Annotated in this window: 21 protein-coding genes, 1 other RNA gene and 1 pseudogene; 1 reads left to right on the top strand and 22 read right to left on the bottom strand. The window is 69.2% G+C overall.

Features of this window, described 5'->3' with window-relative positions; all coding sequences use genetic code 11:
* Nucleotides 1-168: 168 nt before the first annotated feature.
* The 11 genes from QN152_09285 to QN152_09235 all read right to left on the bottom strand — a co-directional run bounded on the left by QN152_09285 (nucleotide 169) and on the right by QN152_09235 (nucleotide 8,737).
* Nucleotides 169-624: a hypothetical protein gene (locus QN152_09285; protein ID MDR7539704.1), complete on the bottom strand. Its 456-nt coding sequence runs from the start codon at nucleotides 622-624 to the stop codon at nucleotides 169-171.
* Between the two features lie 232 nt (nucleotides 625-856).
* Nucleotides 857-1,153 carry a hypothetical protein gene (locus tag QN152_09280; protein ID MDR7539703.1) on the bottom strand — a complete coding sequence of 99 codons (297 nt, stop codon included), beginning with the start codon at nucleotides 1,151-1,153 and terminating at the stop codon, nucleotides 857-859.
* 97 nt (nucleotides 1,154-1,250) lie between these two features.
* Complete coding sequence (locus QN152_09275) at nucleotides 1,251-1,427, bottom strand: hypothetical protein (GenBank protein ID MDR7539702.1); 177 nt, start codon at nucleotides 1,425-1,427, stop codon at nucleotides 1,251-1,253.
* A gap of 136 nt (nucleotides 1,428-1,563) precedes the next feature.
* Nucleotides 1,564-1,722 (bottom strand): hypothetical protein, encoded by a 159-nt coding sequence (locus QN152_09270; GenBank protein ID MDR7539701.1) that lies wholly within the window; start codon nucleotides 1,720-1,722, stop codon nucleotides 1,564-1,566.
* 626 nt (nucleotides 1,723-2,348) lie between these two features.
* A complete protein-coding gene (locus QN152_09265) occupies nucleotides 2,349-2,501 on the bottom strand; it encodes a hypothetical protein (GenBank protein MDR7539700.1) in 153 nt (50 codons plus the stop codon).
* 245 nt (nucleotides 2,502-2,746) lie between these two features.
* Entirely contained in the window at nucleotides 2,747-3,685 is a 939-nt protein-coding gene (locus QN152_09260) for an ROK family protein (protein ID MDR7539699.1), read from the bottom strand.
* Between the two features lie 9 nt (nucleotides 3,686-3,694).
* Nucleotides 3,695-4,588, bottom strand: coding sequence for a carbohydrate ABC transporter permease (locus QN152_09255; GenBank protein ID MDR7539698.1), 894 nt, complete (start codon nucleotides 4,586-4,588; stop codon nucleotides 3,695-3,697).
* On the bottom strand, nucleotides 4,585-5,493 hold the full coding sequence (locus QN152_09250) for a sugar ABC transporter permease (GenBank protein MDR7539697.1): 909 nt from the start codon (nucleotides 5,491-5,493) through the stop codon (nucleotides 4,585-4,587). Before QN152_09250 ends, QN152_09255 begins: the two co-directional genes overlap by 4 nt.
* Before the next feature lie 61 nt (nucleotides 5,494-5,554).
* A complete protein-coding gene (locus tag QN152_09245) occupies nucleotides 5,555-6,847 on the bottom strand; it encodes an extracellular solute-binding protein (protein MDR7539696.1) in 1,293 nt (430 codons plus the stop codon).
* Nucleotides 6,848-6,863: 16 nt separating this feature from the next.
* A complete protein-coding gene (locus QN152_09240) occupies nucleotides 6,864-7,766 on the bottom strand; it encodes a glutamine amidotransferase (protein MDR7539695.1) in 903 nt (300 codons plus the stop codon).
* Nucleotides 7,763-8,737 (bottom strand): SIS domain-containing protein, encoded by a 975-nt coding sequence (locus QN152_09235; protein MDR7539694.1) that lies wholly within the window; start codon nucleotides 8,735-8,737, stop codon nucleotides 7,763-7,765. Before QN152_09235 ends, QN152_09240 begins: the two co-directional genes overlap by 4 nt.
* Nucleotides 8,738-8,980: 243 nt before the next feature.
* Here QN152_09235 and QN152_09230 point away from each other — a divergent pair, with 243 nt between their 5' ends.
* Nucleotides 8,981-9,754, top strand: coding sequence for a DeoR/GlpR family DNA-binding transcription regulator (locus tag QN152_09230; protein ID MDR7539693.1), 774 nt, complete (start codon nucleotides 8,981-8,983; stop codon nucleotides 9,752-9,754).
* A 244-nt stretch (nucleotides 9,755-9,998) separates the two neighbouring features.
* Here the strand turns inward: QN152_09230 and QN152_09225 are convergent, their stop codons facing one another.
* From QN152_09225 to QN152_09175, 11 genes and pseudogenes are all read right to left on the bottom strand, one after another.
* Nucleotides 9,999-10,250, bottom strand: a complete 252-nt coding sequence (locus tag QN152_09225; protein MDR7539692.1) for a thioredoxin family protein — start codon at nucleotides 10,248-10,250, stop codon at nucleotides 9,999-10,001.
* Between the two features lie 22 nt (nucleotides 10,251-10,272).
* Entirely contained in the window at nucleotides 10,273-10,821 is a 549-nt protein-coding gene (locus QN152_09220; protein MDR7539691.1) for a permease, read from the bottom strand.
* A gap of 257 nt (nucleotides 10,822-11,078) precedes the next feature.
* Nucleotides 11,079-11,426, bottom strand: a transfer-messenger RNA (tmRNA) gene (gene ssrA / locus QN152_09215).
* A gap of 31 nt (nucleotides 11,427-11,457) precedes the next feature.
* Entirely contained in the window at nucleotides 11,458-11,940 is a 483-nt protein-coding gene (smpB, locus tag QN152_09210; protein MDR7539690.1) for an SsrA-binding protein SmpB, read from the bottom strand.
* On the bottom strand, nucleotides 11,940-12,365 hold the full coding sequence (locus QN152_09205) for a PaaI family thioesterase (GenBank protein MDR7539689.1): 426 nt from the start codon (nucleotides 12,363-12,365) through the stop codon (nucleotides 11,940-11,942). Before QN152_09205 ends, smpB begins: the two co-directional genes overlap by 1 nt.
* A gap of 83 nt (nucleotides 12,366-12,448) precedes the next feature.
* Entirely contained in the window at nucleotides 12,449-12,814 is a 366-nt protein-coding gene (gene rsfS, locus QN152_09200; protein MDR7539688.1) for a ribosome silencing factor, read from the bottom strand.
* A complete protein-coding gene (gene nadD, locus QN152_09195; protein ID MDR7539687.1) occupies nucleotides 12,807-13,469 on the bottom strand; it encodes a nicotinate-nucleotide adenylyltransferase in 663 nt (220 codons plus the stop codon). Before nadD ends, rsfS begins: the two co-directional genes overlap by 8 nt.
* 17 nt (nucleotides 13,470-13,486) lie before the next feature.
* Nucleotides 13,487-14,494 (bottom strand): annotated as a pseudogene (obgE, locus tag QN152_09190) (GTPase ObgE).
* A gap of 69 nt (nucleotides 14,495-14,563) precedes the next feature.
* Nucleotides 14,564-14,821 carry a 50S ribosomal protein L27 gene (gene rpmA / locus QN152_09185; GenBank protein ID MDR7539686.1) on the bottom strand — a complete coding sequence of 86 codons (258 nt, stop codon included), beginning with the start codon at nucleotides 14,819-14,821 and terminating at the stop codon, nucleotides 14,564-14,566.
* Entirely contained in the window at nucleotides 14,822-15,232 is a 411-nt protein-coding gene (gene rplU / locus QN152_09180) for a 50S ribosomal protein L21 (GenBank protein ID MDR7539685.1), read from the bottom strand.
* A gap of 119 nt (nucleotides 15,233-15,351) precedes the next feature.
* A complete protein-coding gene (locus tag QN152_09175; protein MDR7539684.1) occupies nucleotides 15,352-17,019 on the bottom strand; it encodes an Rne/Rng family ribonuclease in 1,668 nt (555 codons plus the stop codon).
* Nucleotides 17,020-17,021 lie beyond the last annotated feature (2 nt).

Below are 17,021 nucleotides of genomic sequence, written 5' to 3'. Positions count from 1 at the left end.
ACGAAGATGGTATCCTGGATCATGGACCGGACCTCCTTAACCTCGCGTGTAGCTCTGCGCTGTGCGCTCCCGAGCCCACAGCGTAACCTACGACGCCGCGAGCCGAGAGTCCGGTCCTTCCATCTTGTCTAGACGGCTACTTCCGCTCTTCGGCGACCCCCGCGACGGCTACTTCAGGTTCTCCGCGACCAGCCGCAGCAGCGCCTCCACGCCCCTGGCTGCCAGGCGGGCCGCGGTGAGGTCGTTGCTCCTGACGCCGCTTGTGGCCAGCGAGTCAGCACTCTGCGCCAGCGGCATCAGCGCCCCGCTTCCGACGACTCCGCGCAGGTCGTTGAGGATGCCGTTCCCCTGCCCCTCACAGGGGTGGCCCCAGGAGGCGTTGAAGTTCTTGCCGTTCTTCCCCTCAATGCAGTTGAGGGCATGCCCCAGGTGCTGCTGCGCTCCCCCGAAGGTCGTGGCCGCGGCGGCGAACCCCGCGTGGGCCACCGCCGTGGTCACCTGACCCTTGACGTCGGCGGCTGCGGCCGGAGGGTATTGCTGCGTGTGATACGGTGCGTAGCCAGCGCTGGCCAGCCCCAGGACGGCTACTCCCATCACGGTCACGGCAGCGAGCAGACGTGCCATCTCTCTCACCCCCTCTTGCGACCACAGATACCTCGCCCGCGTCACGGAGGGGTAACGACGCCGCGCCCCGGCACCGCGGTGCCGGCACGCCCTCAGGTCACCCGAAGTGTTAGGATGACCCCATGGCGTTTCCCGCGGCCTCCCCCTGCGCGCCGCTGCCTGGGGGCTCACCCTGACGGATCCATTCGGCACAGAGGTGGAAGTGGCGCGGCAGCGGGCGTGGACCGGACCGCTACCAGTCCCAGGCCATGGAGCGCGTGACGACGCGCCCCTCGGGATCCTGCATGCCCCCTCGCTTCAGCGCCTCGGTGATCTCCCCCAGGGCCGTGCCCGGCGCCGCGTCGTCCCACGCCTTGAGGGCGACCATCAGGGTCCAGGAGGTCTGCGGCGCGAACTTTGTGCCGCGGAACACCCTCCGGCTTTGCTGAAGATCAGTGGTGTCGATGCGCTTGATGAACCAGAGGTCCTGCCACTGCTGGGCCTCCGCCACCAGCCATGCCCGGATCTCCTGCCCCCGCCTGTATCCCATGCCCCTTCCCCCTTCTCTGCTCTCGCCAGGCAAGCTCCAGCAGGATCCGGGCGTGCTCGCTGCGGACCCTCCGCTGAGCCAGCTGGCCGTGTCCGGCCTACAGGAGGTGCAGGGCCCGCCTCACCGCTCCCGCCTCCCGCGACAAGACCGCCAGGACGCGCATGGCTGCCGGCGTCTCGATGGGATTGCTGCCGCGCTCCAGAATTCTCACCCTGCCGGCGTGGCTGGGCGCGCACAGCGTCGCGCAGGCCGAGGTACGCCTCCGCCAGCCCACGGTGGGTCTTCGGCAGGTGACGCGAGATCCCCATCCGCTCCTCCAGAAGCCTGGCCTCCTCCAGGCGCCGCACGGCCTCGTGCCACGCCTCTTCAGCCAGATCCAGGAAGGCCTGCTCGCGGAGAACCAGGGCCCGCTAGGACGCGCCCAGATCGTGCTGCCACACGCGGTCCCTGACCGCATCCAGCACGGCACGCGCCTCCGACCACCCGCCCCCCTCAAGGAGGATCTCGGCGGCCGTGACCTGCGGCAGGACCAGGGGGACGACCAATCCCAACCGCTCGGCCAGGGCCACCGCCGCTGCGACCTGCTCCTCGGCCTCGTCGAGTCGGCCGGTGAACAGCAGGAGGTTGGCCAGGTTGTTCCGCGAGCGGATGACGGCAGGCCGGTCGTCCTCCCCTGCCTGAGGTGCGCGATGGACTGCCTGAGGGAGGATGGCAGCGCCATCCGCTCCAGCAGCGCTCCGGCCAGCCGCTCGGTCTCCCGCGGCGGCAGCGGGTCCAGCCGGATCTCCCGGTACGGGTGCGGGTAGTCCCGCCTGGCCACCGCCCGCAGGTCCCAGGCAGCCGAGCGGCGCTCCGGCCGGGAGGCGCACAGTAGCAGAAGCGAGGCCCGCTCCGCCACGTCGAACAGACGCCGCAGGCTCTCCGCAGAAGCGGCATCCACCCAGTGCAGATCCTCGACCACGAGCACGAGCGGCCGCTGCGCCGCCCGCTCCCAGAAAGCCGTCAGGATCCACTGCAGCCGGCGACCGACTTCGTCCGGAGCCACCTCTTCCATCGGCCGGGGGAGCGGCTAGCCATCCGCCTCAGGAGCGGGCAGCCCGAGCAGATGCGCCAGCGCTTTCTGCTCCTCGGGCGCGGGGCGTCCGAAGAGGTCCCGCAGGGCCGCCGCCAGCCGCACCTGCGCAGCCTCGGTCTCCTACAGATCGCCGATGCCCGTCCAGGCCCGCAGCCACTGCAGCAGCACGCCGTGGCTGACCCTGCGGGAGTACTCAGGGCAGCGTGTGACTGGAAAGGGCGTTCGGGCGTCCAGGCGATTGCGCAGCTCGGCGGCGAGGCGAGATTTTCCCACCCCGGCCTCTCCTAAAAATGAAGACGATCTGTCCCTGGCCACGGCGCAGCTGACCGGCCGCGGCAAGCAACTCGGCGAGTCCCCGCTCCCGGTTGACCACCGAAGCGCGCACTCCCCCCACGCCCTGGGCCGGGGCTTCCGGACGATCCCGCCGGGGGAAGCGCTGCGCTGCAAGCGTTCCGCCAATGTGGTATGGTTGGCCGCTGATCTCGATACGGCCGCCAGTCTCCCGCGTAGGCCTGCTCCTACGCCGGCGCCAGCACCAGGCAGGCCGCCCCCATCAGTCCCGCGGTGCCCCCGAACGCCGCCAGGGGGACCGGCGGGGGCTCCTGGCCGTAGAAGGCGCTTTCCACCACGGCCCGGCGCACTGCGTCCGCCAGCGGCGAGCCGGGAAAGAAGAGCCCCCCTCCCAGGACGAGACATTCCGGATCCCACATCCGCACCGCGGTCACCGCCGCCCGTCCCAGGAACTCTCCGGCCTCGCGGACCACTGCGCAAGCCACAGGATCACCGGCGGTGGCAGCCTGGAAGATGGCTTCCGTGGAGCGCATCTCAACGCTCCCCGCCTGCCCACCTGGTGACCCCGCCGCCAGCCGCCCCGTTCGTTGCACGATGCCCCAGCCGCCCGCCACGGTCTCCAGGCATCCGCGCTGCCCGCAGCGGCAGCGGTCACCGTCCGGAACGACGGGGATGTGGCCGACCTCGCCCGCCGCCGCGGTCCCCCCGTGGTAGAGCCGGCCGCCGTGGACCAGCGCCGCGGCGATCCCCGTTCCCGCGCTCAGGTAGGCCATGGTCCGCACGCCCAGGCCTGCGCCCCAACGCCACTCCCCCCAGGCGGCGGCACGGACGTCGTTCTCCACGACCACCGGGAGCGGCAGCACCTGCCGGGCCACCTCCGCCACCGCCAGCTCCCGCAGCTCCAGGTTGGCGGAGTAGCGGATCACCCCCCGCCGGGGGTCCACCAGCCCGGGCACCGCCAGGCCCACCCCGACAGGTTGCAGCGCCCGCGCCCGGGCCTCTTCCGTCGCGGCTCGCAGGGCGGCGCGCAGAAGGGCCTCCACCGCGGCGTTACCCCTGCGGTCTTCCACCCGCTGCACCGCCTGGTGGAGCAGGAGGCGCTCCTCCGTGACCAGACCGGTGCGCAACAGCGTCCCCCCCAGGTCCACCGCCAGCGCCACCCGCACGGCCGCCTCCTACCGCGTGGTGGTGACGGCGATCAGCCCGCGGGTGATGTAGTTGCGGAAGATCATGGCGAAGGCTACCGGAGGCAACATGGTCAGGACCACGGTGACAGCCACCACGCCGAAGCTGACGTCGGGGTTGATGGCGGTGTTGGCCACAATCACCGGAATGGTCTGGGAGCGGATAGTCGAGGTGACGAAGAGGGCGAAGGGGAAGTCGTTGTACGAGAACATGAAGCTGAAGGCCGCGGTTGCCGCCAGGGCCGGCGCGGTCATGGGAGCGACCACCCGCAACAGGGCCTGCAGGCGGGTGCATCCATCCACCAACGCCGCTTCCTCCATGTCCGGGGGCACGCGGCGAAAGTAGAGGGTGAGGAACCACACGCTGAAGGGCAGGGTGAAAACCGAGTGGATGAGAACCAGAGCGGCATAGCGGTCCAGCAGGCCCAGGCGGTTGACGATCAGGTAGTAGGGAATGGCCACGGCCATGGGCGGCAGGAGGCGGCTGGCCAGGACAAAGGTGTACAGGGATCCCGCCCCGCGGAAACGCAGACGCGAGAAGGTGTAGGCAGCCATGGTGCCCAGGACCAGGTTGGTCACGGCCACGCTCACCGCCACCATGGTGCTGTTGCGCAGCGCCGGCAGCGCGTCCCGCGCCTTCTCCGAAATTCGCCCCCGGGCGATGCCCGTCTCCTCGTACCCCGCGGGGAACTGACCGGTGAAGACGAAGCGGTAGTTGTCCGCGGTCAGCACCCGGGGAATCCAGCGGGGGGGAACGCGGAACAGCTCCTTCTCCGGCTGGATGCTGCTTGCGGCCACCCAGAGAAAGGGCGCCAGGATATAGGCGGCTACCAGCAGCCCCAGCAGGCTCCCCAGGCCGCGCCCCAGCAGCCGTGCCCGCCTCATGTGGCGTAGATCTCCTCGCTGCGCAGCAGCCGCATGTACACCAGGATGAAGACCACCAGGGCGGCGGCCAGCAGCACCGCCAGGGCCGCTCCCTGGCCGAAGTTGTATGCGACGAACATGCTGTTGTAGAGGTAGTAGGAGATCAGCGAGGTGGCCCCGGCCGGCCCGCCGCCCGTCATCACGTAGAGCAGGTCGAAGGTGACGATACCCACCATGGTCTCGTACACCACGATGATCAGGGTGGTGGGGAGCAGCAGCGGGACAGTCACGCGGCGGAGGATGCCCAGCGTTCCCGCCCCGTCCACCCGCGCGGCGTCGTAGAGCTCGTCGGGGATGGCCTGCAGCGCCGCCAGGTAGAGGATGGAGGTCAGCGGCACCTCCTTCCACACGTGGGCGAAGAGGACGCAGAGCAGGGCGGAACGCGGCCGGGAGAGCCAGGGCACGTAGGAGTCGATCAGGCCCAGGGAGTAGAGCGCCCCGTTGAAGGCTCCGTAGCTGCTGTTGAAGATCCACGCCCAGATGATCCCGCTGATCACCGTGGGGATGGCCCAGGGCAGGAGAATGGTCACGTTCAGCCAGGCCGCCAGCCGGCTTCGCCCGTTGAGCAGGTGGGCGATGGCAAAGCCCAGCACCGTGGCCAGGGGCACCGCCCCGACCACGAAGGTGAGGGTGTGTGCCCAGGCGCTGGCGAAGAACTCGCTGCGGACCACATCCAGGTAGTTTTTCAATCCGACGAAGGGCTGGCTCCAGGGCCGGTAGAGAACGACCTCGCGCAGGCTGGTGATGAGGGCGAAGAGCAACGGGTAGATGGTGAAGAGCGCCACCAGCAGCACGACCGGCAACACCGTGGCATACGCATAGCGCGCCTCACGGTATCGCCGGCGGGGCAGGGCAACTAGACGCATAAGGTCCCGGGAAGGGGGACAGCCACCCGCCGTCCCCCTTCGGCATCCGCGCGGGAGCCCCCTACTTCTTCATCTCCTTCCACTTGGCCGCCGCGGCCTTGAGGGCATCCAGCGCGCTCTTCTGGCCCAGCAGCGCCTTGTTCATCTCCTTCTGAAACTCCAGGCTCCAGGTCCCCCAGAACGGGGTGAGGGCCTCCTTGGCCCGGGCCACCTTCGCCTGCTCCTCCTCCAGGCTGACGTTGCCCCACTTGTTGATGGCCGCACGGATCTCGGGATCCTGGTAAAGCGGCAGCTGGGCGAAGCCCAGGCCCTTCTCCAGGGCCCACCGCTTCACTACCACGAACTTGCCATCCGTCTTCCCGCCGAAGTACTCTAGGAACTTCCAGGCCGCGTCCTGCACGGCCTTCCCCCGGTCGGCGGCCATCTTGGTCATGGCGTAGAAGCGGACGAAACCCACCGTCCCGTGCGTCTCCCCGGGCATCAGGGCCATCTTGAACTTGCCCGCCTGGGCGTGCGCCCCCGGCGTGTTCAGGTCGGCCAGGTTGTACTTGGGCAGGACAGCGAAGGCCACCTGGCCCGCCCCCATGGCCTTGACCAGGGGGATCTCCGTGGTCTCCAGGGAGGCCGGGTTGATGATCTTGTGCTTGCGCATACCATCCACCAGCCACTGGGCTACCTTGTGGGCAGCCGTCCCCTCCCGGTCAAAGATCGGGTTCAGGCTGGCGTCGAACATCTGGTAGTTCTTGTAGGAGTAGACCATGGAGAGGAAGACCTCGATGTACCAGGGGGTGATGTCCTGGAACTGGAACATGATGGGGTACTCGACGATCTTCTTCTCCTTCATGGCCAGAGCCATCCGGGTCACCTCGTCCCAGGTGGCCGGCGGCTTGGTAAACCCCGCTCGCTTGAGCATCTCCTCGTTGTAGATGAAGATGATGGTGTCCGCGTAGTAGGGCAGCCCGTAGAGCTTCCCCCGGTAGGTCATACCTTCGATGGCGTAGGGGGCGAAGTCGGGTTTGTACGCCTTCACCTGAGGGAAGTAGTCCTCCAGCGGGACGATCCAGTTGGCCGCCGCCCACTGCTGCAGCCAGTGGTCGGAGGAGTACGCCAGGTCTGTGGGTGTCTTGCCCACAAAGCGGGCGGTCATCACGTCCGTGTACTTCTCCCAGGCGAAGTCCTGCAGGCTGACTTTGATCCCGGGATACCTAGCCTCGAACTTCTTGATGTTGTCCAGGATGACGTCGGTGCTGTACGACCAGACCGTGAAGGTCAGCTGAACAGGGGCCGCACCCAGCGCCGCGGTGGCGGTCAGCATGAGGACGGCCAGGCTGGCGACCAGCGCACGCACGTGCATCTGTTTTCACCTCCCTCTACCGCTCCTTAGACTCCCTGTGGCGTGTCCGGCTCGTTCGGCGCTGCGGGACACGCCTGCCCGCCCGCGCCTCCCGCCCCGGTGGAACCGCCTGCGGGGCGGTCATCTGACCGCTCAACCAGAGCACGGCCTGCCGCCAGAACTGCTGGTAGCCCGGCCACTTCATGAAGTTCACGCCCCAGTGCGGGGTGGTGTCGGAGGCGAAGACCATGGTGCGCCCGCGGCCGTACTCGCGCACGACGATCAGGGGATCCTCCGGCGCCTGCGGCCCGGCGCGCACCGTAGCCAGCACCCGGGCATCGGGCCGTGCCGCGGCGCGGTTGTAGCCCAGGAGCGGGGGAAAGCCCTCCCAGGCGATGCTACCCATCACCGGATGCGACCGGTCCACCACCGTTACCAGCGCGCCCTGCGGCGTCTCCACCCGGTCGTCAGTGGGCTGGAAGACTACGGGCAACGCCTCTTCCACGGGCGTGCCGTGCCACACACCGTGGCCGAACCGCCCCTGGAAGGAGAGCCACCCACCCACCATCAAGAGCCCCCCACCCTCCTGGACAAACTGGCGAATGAGCTCCAGCCGGTTGGGCAGCACGATGACCCTGGGAGATGTCCAGGCCTCGGGGGTGTAGAACTCGGGGTAGAAGTAGAAGATGTCGGCCTCCACCTCTTCGATGACCACTACGTGATAGGCCTTCAGCTCGGCCAGCTCGCGGGGGAAGCTGGCGTAGACCTCCCAGCTGGGCATTTGCGTCACCTGGATGTCTCCCCCGCGCTCCAACCCCTCGATGAAGGGGCGGGCCCAGTTGTGGAACTGCAGGCCCTTCACCTCCAGGGCAAACGGGGAGAGGGCGAACAGCGGGCCGAACACCGCCCCCGCCCCACCCGCATAGAGGACCCTGATCATCCCTCACCTCCTTCCCGCAGATCTTCGCTCCACTTCACCACGGGCTGCAGGAAGCGCGGCGCATCGGGATCGACCCCCCGGGCCCGCGCCGTGTGCAGGGCCAGCCACTGCAGCCAGACGGTGCCGAGCAGCATGGCCGGCAACGAGCCGGGTGGTGCGGGCAGGGCCAGAGAGGGCAGACCCTCCACCTTCTCCCCCACGGCGACCACCCGCGCCCCCAGAGCGGCCACGTCCTGCAGGACCCGCCGCTGGAAGGTAGCCCCCGGTGCGGAGAGCAGCCCCACAACCACCATCTCCCTGGATACAGCCGCCCTGGGACCGTGCAGAAACTCCAGGGTGTGGTAGGCCCATCCCGGCATCAGGCTCATCTCGACCATCTTCAACGCACCTTCGGCGGCGAGGCCAAACGTCGGCCCCGTCCCCAGGTAGACGAAACCGCCGGAGGGGGCCGCGGCCACCTCTCGGGCGTGGGCCGCAAGCGCCGTCATCTCCGCCGCGGCCAGCTCCGGAGCGGGCCGCAGCGCCGCCAGTGCCGGCTCGTCACCGGCCAGAGCGGCCGCCAGCGCGGCCAGGGTGAGCAGCATCGAGGTGAAGGAGCCGGTCATCACCACGCTGCGCTCTTCCACCGGCAGGGGGATGGCCAAGTGGCTGGCCTGCAGCAACGGTCCGGTGGCGCTGCAGGTGAGCGCCACCGTGGTAGCGCCGCGCTCCCGCAGGCGCTCCACCGCCCACACCGTCTCCGTGGTCTCGCCAGAGCGGGACAGGGCCACCAGCAGGAGGGACGAGGCACCAAGGGCCGCCTCGTCGGGGGCGAAGACGATCTCCGAGGACGGCAGCGCGCGGCAGGGCACCCGAAGCTGCGCCTGGAGGAGGTGTGCTCCGACCAGCGCCAGGTAGTACGACGACCCGCACCCGGTGAGCAGGAGCTGCGCCGGAGGGCTACAGTGCCACAGGTCCCGCAGGGGACTCACCGTACCCTGCGCGAGGTGCAGGACCTCACCCCAGGCCCGTGGTTGGGCGAGGATCTCTGCCTCAGTGAATCGGCCGAGGCGTTCCGTCACAGGGATCCTCGATAGGTCCGGAGATTGATCGATCGGCTACAAGCACTTTAGCATTTGATCACAAATATGTCTACATTTTGACTGATCGGTCGGATTCTGACAAAATCGGTAGGAGAAGCCTGTGCCACGCAGCCACGGTGCCTGCATGTAGCGATGAAGATGAAGTCAGCGAAGCCCGCCACCCGGCGCCTGCAGATCCTGGAGGCCCTGCGAACAGGCGGCGAGGTCCGGGTGGAAGACCTGATCGCGCAGTTCGACATCTCTCCGGCCACGGCGCGCCGGGACCTGCGGCTGCTGGAGCGTCAGGGACTGGCGATCCGGCGGCACGGCGGGGCGACGACCCCGGAGCTTTCCCTTTATGAGGCCTCCTTCCGCCAGCGTGAGCGTACCTGCAGCGCGGAGAAGCGCCGCATCGGGCTGGCCGCCGCTGCCCTGGTCGCCGAGCGCCAGACCGTGGCCCTCACCGGGGGCACCACCACCACCGCCGTGGCCCGGGCCCTGCGCGGGCGTGAAGTGGTGGTGGTGACCAACGCGGTGAACATCGCCATGGAGCTGGCGAGGGAGGAGCGCATCCGCGTCCACCTGACCGGTGGTCGGCTGCGCGGGTCCTCCTACGAGCTCGTGGGCAGCGCGGCTGCTCAGGCGCTCCAGGGGCTGAATGTGGACCTGGCCTTCATCGGGGTGAACGGCATCTCGGTGGAGCGGGGGCTGACCACCTTCAACGAGGAGGAGGCGGAGGTGAACCGGGCCATGGTCTATGCAGCGCAGCGCGTGGTGGTGGTGGCCGACCACACCAAGCTGGGCAAGACCACCCTGGTCCAGATCTGCCCCATCGGTGCCGCCCACCTGATCATCACCGATAGCGGTGCGCCACCCGAGGAGGTCGCGCGCCTCCGCCAGGCCGGCCTGGAGGTACAACTGGCCTAGGGCACCCCAAGAATGGCAGGCGACTCCAGGAGGTCTGCCCCCCGCACCCCGCCTGGGGTCGTCTCCATGACCCACAGTGCCAGGTCTCCCGAGCGGCTGGAGAGGAAGGCGAGGCGGCGGCCGTCGGGGCTTCAGGCGGGATCCAGCGTATTCATGTCCGTATCTTTTGAAAGAGTCACAGAGTCCCTTGCAGTTGCAGAACAGCACCTTGACCTTCGTCTCAGCCCCATCCCCTCTGCTGCCACTAAGTCCCTTCAGCGGTCGCGGCCGCCGTGGCCAGCCAGCTCGTGACCTCTGACACCTGCGGGACACGGCCGGCGCACTTCACCTCGCTGTTGATCCGCACGGCCGGGGTGAAAATGATCCGCTGTCTGGCCATCTCTTTCGGGTCGGCGATCTCCGTGATGGTCGCCTCCAGGCCGAGCGCGCGCACCGCCTGTTGGACGGCCTGCTTGGTGGCGTGACACCGCGGGCACCCCGGACCGAAGATCTCCACTGTGACCGTGCTGTCTCCTCCTTTACCTGAAGATGAACGTCCCGGCGAACCAGCCGCCGATGGTCCCCAGGACGATGATCGTGCCCACGTACACGACGGCCTTCTTCGCCCCCAACACCCGACCGATGGCCAGCCAGTTGGGGAGGCTGAGCCCGGGCCCGATGACGCCGACGATAAACACGCCGACGAGCAAAAGAGGGAAGATGACGCGCACGAACCACCAGGTTTCCTCCAGCCAGCGGCGGACCTGCTCGCGGGTCTTCTTCCAGCACGCGTAGGCGGCCACCAGGGTCATCCCGGCCGCCCAGACCGCTACCCTCTGGACATATGGACCGCCTCGCACCAGGTAGTTGGGAGCCAGCAGTGCCACAACCAAAAGGGCCAGGATGGTGAGGTCGGTAGCGCTCAGGATGCGGGATTTCGCGTTGCCCGGCTGCTTCTCCAGCCGCTGCGCCTCCTCCCGGCGCAAGGCCAGGGTCATCGCCCAGCCGACGATGAAGGCCATGGCCAGGGCGGTCAGGACTCGCGTCCAGGCCACCCCGGCCCCCAGGATGCTGCCCGTGTAGATCAGGGCGAGCAGGTTATGGTGGCTGAGGTCCTCAACAGTCTAGGGATCGTTGACGCCGAAATTGTGAGGATGGACGACGAGCGAAGCATCGCGCGTTACACATCCCCAGACGCGATCCCTGGGTTGGTGATCAACGACCACCTGGCCAGCCGGCGATACTTGCCACACCGCGCGACCCTCAGGGTTTGGTTATCCCAGGCACGGGGCAGGGAAAGAGCAGAACGCGAGCGTAAACCCCGCGTCCTGCAGGCAAAATCCTTTGGTGGAGGCGGCGGGAATCGAACCCGCGTCCTGAGTGAGTGAGGGCAGAGCCTCTACGAGCGTAGCCCGCGTTTTCGTCTCGCCGCCGGTGCTCCCGCGGACCGGATCCTCCGGCGGCCAGCCCGATTGCCTTCCCCGGCGCGGCCCCGGGCCGAGACCGCGACGGGTAGCCGGCTTGTCGCGCCCTGCCCGGGCCACCGGCCCTCCCGGGAGGACGTCACCGCTTCTTAAGCGGCGAGTGCGTAGTTGGTGTTGACGCTTATCGCGTCTGCCAGTTGATTAACGAGGTCCTGGCACCTCGGCTCGCCACCCTGCTTCTTCCCACCCAGTCGAGACCGATCGCCCCCGTATCCCGACCGCCTACAAGTATACCAGAAGTCACCGCCGCCCAGGCCCCCGGAGACCGCGCTTGAGCGCCTGCGCCATCTCCCGCTGCGCCTCCCGCCGGGCGATGGCCTCCCGCTTGTCGTAGGCCTTCTTGCCCCGCGCCACGGCCAGTTCCACTTTGGCCAGGCCCCCCTTGAAGTACAGGCGCAGGGGGACCAGGGTGTAGCCCTTCTGCTGCGCCTTCCCCAGCAGCCGGTTGATTTCGCTGCGGTGCAGCAGGACCTTGCGGGAGCGCAGCGGGTCGTGGTTGAAGACGCTGCCCGCCTCATAGGGGGGGATGTGCATCCCGTGGATCCAGACCTCGCCGCGTTCCACCCGGGCGAACGCCTCTGCCAGGCTGGCCCGGCCGGCGCGCAGTGACTTCACCTCGGTACCGGTGAGGACCAGGCCGCCCTCCACCGTCTCCTCGATGTGGTACTCGTAGCGGGCCCGGCGGTTTGTGGCGATATCGCGCTGGCGATCCGTTCCGGCCATCAGTCCTTTGCCAGGCCGGCGGCGCGGGGCCCTATCAGGACCACGCCCTTTCCCTCGGCGACCGGGATGCCGTCGGACCGCATCACCGTCCCCCGGGCCCGCTGCATGGCCGATCGCCGCGCCCCCACAGGCTCGGCGAAGACCCGCAGCCGCTCTCCCGGGCGGACCGGACGGCGGAAGCGCACGGAGATACTGGTGGTCACCGCGGGCGTGCCGCGCCAGGCCCAGATGTTGGCCATGGCGTCGTCCAGGACCGCCGCGATGAGTCCCCCGTGGATCACCCCCTCCCAGCCGATGTGCTCCTGTCCCAGGACGAACTCGGCGGCCACGCCGGGGCCCTGCGGGGAAAACCCCAGGCGCAGTCCCACGGGGTTGTCCGGACCGCAGATAAAGCAGCGGTTGGCTGCGGGCAGCACGCCGTCCATGGCGCGGCCAGCATAGCGAAGGCTCCCGGTCGCTGTCAAACCGACCGCTGGAAAGGGGGTAGGCCGCACAGCAGCGCCGCCGCCTACCCCGTCCTCCCGCCGGAAACGGCCACCTGGGGGGCCCTGGCCCACATCCGCTCCAGCTTGTAGAAGGCCCGCGTCTGGGGGCTGAGCAGGTGCACCACCACATCGCCGTAGTCCAGCAGCACCCACTGCGCCTCCTCATCGCCCTCTCGCGCCTGCAGCCGGAAGCTGGCCCGTTCCATGGCTTCCTCGATCCCTTCGCGCACCGCCTTCATGTGCACGCGACTGGTGGCCGTGCAGATGACGAAGAAGTCGGTGACCAGGGTCAGCGTGCGCAGGTCGAGGACGACCACCTGCTCGGCGGCCTTGCCCTCCGCCGCGGCTGCTGCTGTCCGCGCTCGGAGGAGGCTGGGAGGCTCACCCATCCCGGGAGCGGCGAACCCCGGCGTGGTCCGCCGGCGCGAGCCGGTAGAGGCCGTGCTTGACGATGTAGTGCTCCACCGGCTCGGGCACCAGGTACTTGATGGGCTTCCCCTGGGCGACGCGGCGGCGGATGTCGGTGGAGGAGATGGCCAGGGCTGGAATCTCCATGAAGTGGATGTTCTCCAGCCGCCGGCCGGTCACGTTGTGCGTCCGGACCGACTCGTGGTCCAGGACGAAGCCGGGACGGGTGGCGGCGATGAAGTCGCACAGGCCCAGCAGGCGCGGGGAGTCCTCCCACTCCCCGCGGAGGATCTGCAGGATGGCATCCGCGCCGGTGATATAGTAGAGGCCCGCCTCCGGGTAGCGCTGCCGGAAGGCCAGCAGCGTGTCGATGGTGTACGAGGGCCCTTCCCGGTCAATCTCCGCGCGGGAGACGGTGAAGTAGGGGTTGGTGGCCGTGGCCAGCACCGTCATCAGGTAGCGGTGGGCGGGGTCGGAGACCTCGCGGGGGTCCTTATGTGGGGGGTGGCGGTTGGGGATGAAAACCACCCGCTCCAGGTTGAACTGCACCCGCGCCTCCTCGGCGGTGACCAGGTGCCCGTAGTGAATGGGGTCGAAGGTCCCGCCCATGATGCCCAGGCGACGGCGTGCGGCCATCAGCTCGTGGTTCGCCCCGCCGCATGGGCGGTCCTCTCCCGCTGCAGGAGATCCGCTGCCGCGCGCAGCAGGTCGTCCACCCCCTCGCCGCTGGCGGCGGAGATGGGCCAGGCGCGCAGGCCACGCGCGCTCAGTTGCGCCGTCACGGCGGCGAGCCTGGCGCGAGCTGGCGGCAGGTCCACCTTGTTCAGCGCCACCAGGGCCGGCCGCTGCAGCAGGCCAGGGTCATAGAGGCGCAGCTCCTCGTTTACGGCATCCAGGTCCGCCAGCGGGTCGCGCTCCGCGGCCAGGTCCAGGAGGTGGATGAGCACGCGGGTGCGGGAAATGTGCCGGAGGAAGTCGTGTCCCAGCCCGGCGCCCAGGTGCGCGCCCTCGATCAGCCCGGGGATCTCCGCCAGGACGAAGGAGCGGCCGTCGGGGACGCGGACTGCCCCCAGCGCCGGCTGGGTGGTGGTGAAGGGATAGTCGGCGATCTTGGGCCGGGCCGCAGAGACGCGCGCCAGCAGCGTGGACTTGCCCACGTTGGGCAGCCCCACCAGGCCCACGTCAGCGATCAGTCGCAGCTCCAGCTCCACCAGCCGCTCCTCGCCCGGCTGGCCCGGCTCGGCGCGCCGCGGCGCCCGCTGCGTGGGGGTGGCAAAACGGGCGTTCCCCCTCCCGCCCCGGCCGCCACGGGCCACCACCGCCCGCTGTCCCGCCACCGTCAGGTCGGCGATCACCTCCCCGGTCCGGGCGTCACGGATCACCGTCCCCGCCGGCACCGCCACCACCACATCCTCGCCATCGCGTCCGTGTCGCTGGCCTCCCTCCCCGTGGCCCCCCCGCCCTGCCCGGATGTGCTGGCGGTAGTGAAAGTCCAGCAGGGTGCTCATCCCCCCGTCGGCGACGAAGACCACGTCCCCGCCGCGTCCCCCGTCCCCGCCGTCGGGGCCGCCTTTAGGGACGAACTTCTCCCTGCGGAAGGAAACGGCCCCGCTGCCGCCGTCGCCGCCCCGCACGTGCACCCGCGCTCTGTCGATAAACATCTCAGCCCTCACAACAACGAGGCCCGGAGTCCAGGGGACCCGGGCCTGACCGCACTACATCCGCACCCCTCAGTGCAACGGCTCCACGCTCACCTGCCGCCCGTCGCGGCCGCGGCGCTCAAAGGCCACGATCCCGTCGATCAGTGCAAAGAGGGTGAAGTCCCGGCCCATGCCCACGTTGCGACCAGGCCGCACCCGGGTGCCGCGCTGTCGGATCAGCACCGACCCCGCGCTGACCCGCTGCCCGGCGAAGGCCTTGACGCCCAGCCGCTTGCTCTGGCTGTCCCGTCCGTTGCGCGAACTGCCGCCGCCCTTCTTGTGTGCCATCTACGCGCCTCCCGCCTCTCTGACCTCCACCCCTGGCCGCCGCCGGCGCGCCGCTCGCGGGGACTCCCGGACAGCCTCCTGCTCAGGGGCCGCGGCCGCCTCGGTGAGCTCGATCTTCTCGATGCGCAGCTCCGTGAAGGCCTGACGGTGCCCCTGCCGCCGCCGGTAGTGCGCCTTCGGCTTGTACTTCACCACCCGAACCTTGCGAGCCCGTCCCTGCCGCAGCACCCGGGCCCGGACAGTGGCGCCGGCGACCAGAGGCCTGCCGATCTCGGTCCTCCCGTCGCCCACCAGCAGGACGCGGTCCAGCGTCACCCGGTCCCCCGGAGCCCCAGGCAGCCGCTCCACGCGTACGGTGTCTCCTTCCCGCACACGCAGCTGCTTTCCCCCTGCCTCGATGACCGCGTACACTGCCTCTCCTCCGCGGGCCCAAACACCCAGAAGGCTACTTTAGCAGCCGCCCTCCCCTCCGTCAAACGCCCTGCGGTCCGCCGGCGGCACCCTCGTGCCTGCACCCTGGACCATCCAGTTCAGCTTCGTCGCACCGCGAAGAGCTGGCGCAGCCGTGCCAGGATGCCCCCGGAGGACGATGCGCCGACAAGCGCCGCGTGCCCGTACTCCTCCTCTTCCTCCTCCGCCAGCTCCACCGCCTCCTCGGGCTCCTCCTCCAGCCAGCGCAGCTGGGTGCGCCGGCCCGCACCGACCAGGGCCTCCTCCCGCTCCAGCGCCGCCGCCTCGGCCGCCTCTGTGACGGTGATCCGTTCCAGGTGCAGCCCGTCCCGCGGCCGCAGGAGGATGCGCTTGCCGCTGCTCTCCTCCAGCTGGTGCAGCCAGGCGTCGCCGTCTCTCGCCAGCAGCGCATGCACCTGCGGGTGGACCTCCACCAGCAGGGCCCGCGCCCGGCTGGTCCGCGCCAGCCGCCGCACCTCCCGCCGGGCCCGCAGGCTCATGGTCTCCGGGCTGAGTACCCGTCCCCGCCCCTCGCAGTAGGGACAGGGGATGCGCATCACCTCTTCCAGATCCTGGTGCACCCGCTTGCGGGTGATCTCCACCAGCCCCAGCTGGGTCAGGTCGATAATGTGGATCTTGGCGCGGTCCCGCCGCACCGCCTCCTCCAGCGCCTGCAGCACCCGCTTGCGGTGCCGCTCGTTCTCCATGTCGATGAAGTCCACCAGGATGATCCCCCCGATGTCGCGCAGGACGATCTGGCGGACGATCTCCTCCACCGCCTCCAGGTTGGTCTTGAAGATGGTGCTGGCCAGGTCGGTCTTGCCCACGTACTTGCCCGTGTTCACGTCGATCACGGTGAGCGCCTCGGTGCGGTCGATGACGATGTACCCGCCCGAGCGCAGCCAGACCTTGCGCCGCAGCGCGCGCTCCAGCTCTTTCTCCACGCCGAAGTGCTCGAAAATGGGCTCCTCCCCCTTGTACAGGACGACCCGGGACTTCAGCGCCGGGGCAAAGGAGGAGAGGAGATCCAGGATGCGACCGTACTCCTCCGGGGAGTCGACGACAAACCGCTGCACGTCTTCGGTGAGCAGGTCGCGCACCACGCGGCGGATGAGGCGCACGTCCTGGTAGATCAGGACCGGCGCCCGCCCGTTGCGCGCGCGCTCCGTCACCCGGTTCCACACCGAGAGAAGGAAGTCCACGTCCGCCTTCAGCTCCTTCTCGCTGACCCCCTCGGCGGCGGTGCGCACGATCACCCCCATCTTCTCCGGCTTGATGGCCTCGGCGATCTGGCGCAGGCGCTTGCGCTCTGCCTCCGCCTCGATGCGCCGGGAGACGCCCACGTAGTTCACGGTGGGCATCAGCACCAGGTAGTGGGCTGGCAGGGCGATGTAGGTGGTCACCCGCGCCCCCTTGCTGCCCATGGGCTCCTTGGTGACCTGCACCAGGATCTCCTGGCCGGGGCGGAGGCGGTCGGCGATGGCCCCCCGCCCGAAGGACTCGTCCAGCTCCTCGCCGGCCAACCGCTGGCTGCGGATGTCGGCCACGTGCAGGAAGGCGTTGCGCTCCAGGCCGATGTCCACAAACGCGGCCTCCATGCCCGGGAGGACGTTCACCACCTTGCCCTTATAGATGTTGCCGGCGAGGGGCTCGCCCCGCTCCACGAAGATATTCACCAGGGTGCCGTCCTCGGTGACGGCCACCCGAGTCTCGTAGGGCTCAACGTTGGCAAAGATCTCGCGTCCCATAT

The sequence above is a fragment of the Armatimonadota bacterium genome, from assembly GCA_031459715.1.
Classification (GTDB): domain Bacteria; phylum Sysuimicrobiota; class Sysuimicrobiia; order Sysuimicrobiales; family Humicultoraceae; genus Humicultor; species Humicultor tengchongensis.
The sequence above is the reverse complement of the archived record's forward strand: the minus strand, read 5'-3'. Positions and strand labels throughout refer to the sequence as shown.

Excerpts from the sequence above, each read along its gene's own strand:
- QN152_09245 (MDR7539696.1), bottom strand. The coding sequence starts at position 6,847 with ATGCACGTGCGTGCGCTGGTCGCCAGCCTGGCCGTCCTCATGCTGACC.
- QN152_09255 (MDR7539698.1), bottom strand. The coding sequence starts at position 4,588 with ATGAGGCGGGCACGGCTGCTGGGGCGCGGCCTGGGGAGCCTGCTGGGG.
- QN152_09280 (MDR7539703.1), bottom strand. The coding sequence starts at position 1,153 with ATGGGATACAGGCGGGGGCAGGAGATCCGGGCATGGCTGGTGGCGGAG.
- rpmA (MDR7539686.1), bottom strand. The coding sequence starts at position 14,821 with ATGGCACACAAGAAGGGCGGCGGCAGTTCGCGCAACGGACGGGACAGC.
- QN152_09230 (MDR7539693.1), top strand. The coding sequence starts at position 8,981 with ATGAAGATGAAGTCAGCGAAGCCCGCCACCCGGCGCCTGCAGATCCTG.
- QN152_09240 (MDR7539695.1), bottom strand. The coding sequence starts at position 7,766 with ATGATCAGGGTCCTCTATGCGGGTGGGGCGGGGGCGGTGTTCGGCCCG.
- QN152_09250 (MDR7539697.1), bottom strand. The coding sequence starts at position 5,493 with ATGCGTCTAGTTGCCCTGCCCCGCCGGCGATACCGTGAGGCGCGCTAT.
- QN152_09175 (MDR7539684.1), bottom strand. The coding sequence starts at position 17,019 with ATGGGACGCGAGATCTTTGCCAACGTTGAGCCCTACGAGACTCGGGTG.
- rsfS (MDR7539688.1), bottom strand. The coding sequence starts at position 12,814 with ATGGGTGAGCCTCCCAGCCTCCTCCGAGCGCGGACAGCAGCAGCCGCG.
- nadD (MDR7539687.1), bottom strand. The coding sequence starts at position 13,469 with ATGGCCGCACGCCGTCGCCTGGGCATCATGGGCGGGACCTTCGACCCC.
- QN152_09285 (MDR7539704.1), bottom strand. The coding sequence starts at position 624 with ATGGCACGTCTGCTCGCTGCCGTGACCGTGATGGGAGTAGCCGTCCTG.
- smpB (MDR7539690.1), bottom strand. The coding sequence starts at position 11,940 with ATGGCCGGAACGGATCGCCAGCGCGATATCGCCACAAACCGCCGGGCC.
- QN152_09205 (MDR7539689.1), bottom strand. The coding sequence starts at position 12,365 with ATGGACGGCGTGCTGCCCGCAGCCAACCGCTGCTTTATCTGCGGTCCG.